General features: G+C 58.5%; 1 protein-coding gene. It reads right to left on the bottom strand.

Features of this window, described 5'->3' with window-relative positions; genetic code table 11:
* Positions 1-47: 47 nt before the first annotated feature.
* Positions 48-1,010, bottom strand: a 963-nt coding sequence (locus tag EI42_RS31805; RefSeq protein WP_211326463.1) for a thiopeptide-type bacteriocin biosynthesis protein, incomplete at its 5' end; no start/stop codon positions are given.

The following is a 1,010-nucleotide window of genomic DNA, read 5'->3' as shown; positions in this document are numbered from 1 at the left end:
GAGCTTGTCTTCGTAGACCAGCATCCCTTGCTCCTTGTTCGTCCTCACTATCTTCGTGTATTCTCGCACAACGATTGTCTTCTGTCAAGCGAAGGATAATGTCCTGCCGCTGCTGGCTTCCTGCGCCATCCATCCCCTTGGCTGAAGCCAGCGGCCTTCTGCCGCTTTCTGGTGAAGAACTGATGCAGCGAAAAGACAGCGATCTCCAGCGGATCAAGGGTAAGACGTTGTGCGTATCGTGCCGCGATAATATTGCTGATGATCGCGCTATCAAGACAGAATACCCGCTCCAGCAATTCGATTGCCTCGGGCCCACCATAGCGCTCCACTTCCCGCTCATATGGATCAAGCGCATACGACTGGATCACGCCAGCGTTCACGAGGTGTCGACAATACTGCAACATCGCCATCAAGAGCGGCTGGATCGCCTGTTCGTCACAGGCTCGACAGCGCACACGAAGATGGGGCAGAGGATCGGCATAGCGGATAAAGAACCAGGAGTCAATCAGCTTCTGTTCCTGCACCATCTGGATCAACGTTCGTACAGGGCCCGCGATCAGTTCATCATGCTGGCCCGGCGCTGCATAGAGCTTGACATAGACCCAACGATCCCCGGGGAAAAAGCTGCGCTCGACCCGCGAGATCACCCGGCGAGGCGTCAGAGGAGCGGCCTGTGCGGCTGATTGAACCGCACGGAGCAGCGGGCCCGCAAACTCCGAGAAGTAGGGGGCGCTCTGCTCATCGCGCAACCAGAGATGTTCAAAGTCGGGAAGCAGCTCTTGAAGGATGAGCTTACGGTCCTGTTGTAGCTTGCCAAGCTCATCCCGCAACTCGGCGAGCATGACCGGGTGCTCCAGATCGAGCAGCAGACGATTATCGAACTCAGCCAGATAGACATAGCGCGGCACCCGCCATCGCTCGCGCCAGCGCTGCAAGCCCGCAAACCAGCGCTCTTCCTCGCTGCCCGTCCCCTCCGGTTGCACCGTGTCGGCCCGAAGCTGCCACTGCGC

This window comes from Thermosporothrix hazakensis (assembly GCF_003253565.1).
GTDB classification, from domain to species: Bacteria; Chloroflexota; Ktedonobacteria; order Ktedonobacterales; family Ktedonobacteraceae; genus Thermosporothrix; species Thermosporothrix hazakensis.
This window is presented reverse-complemented; position numbering and strand designations above follow the sequence as displayed.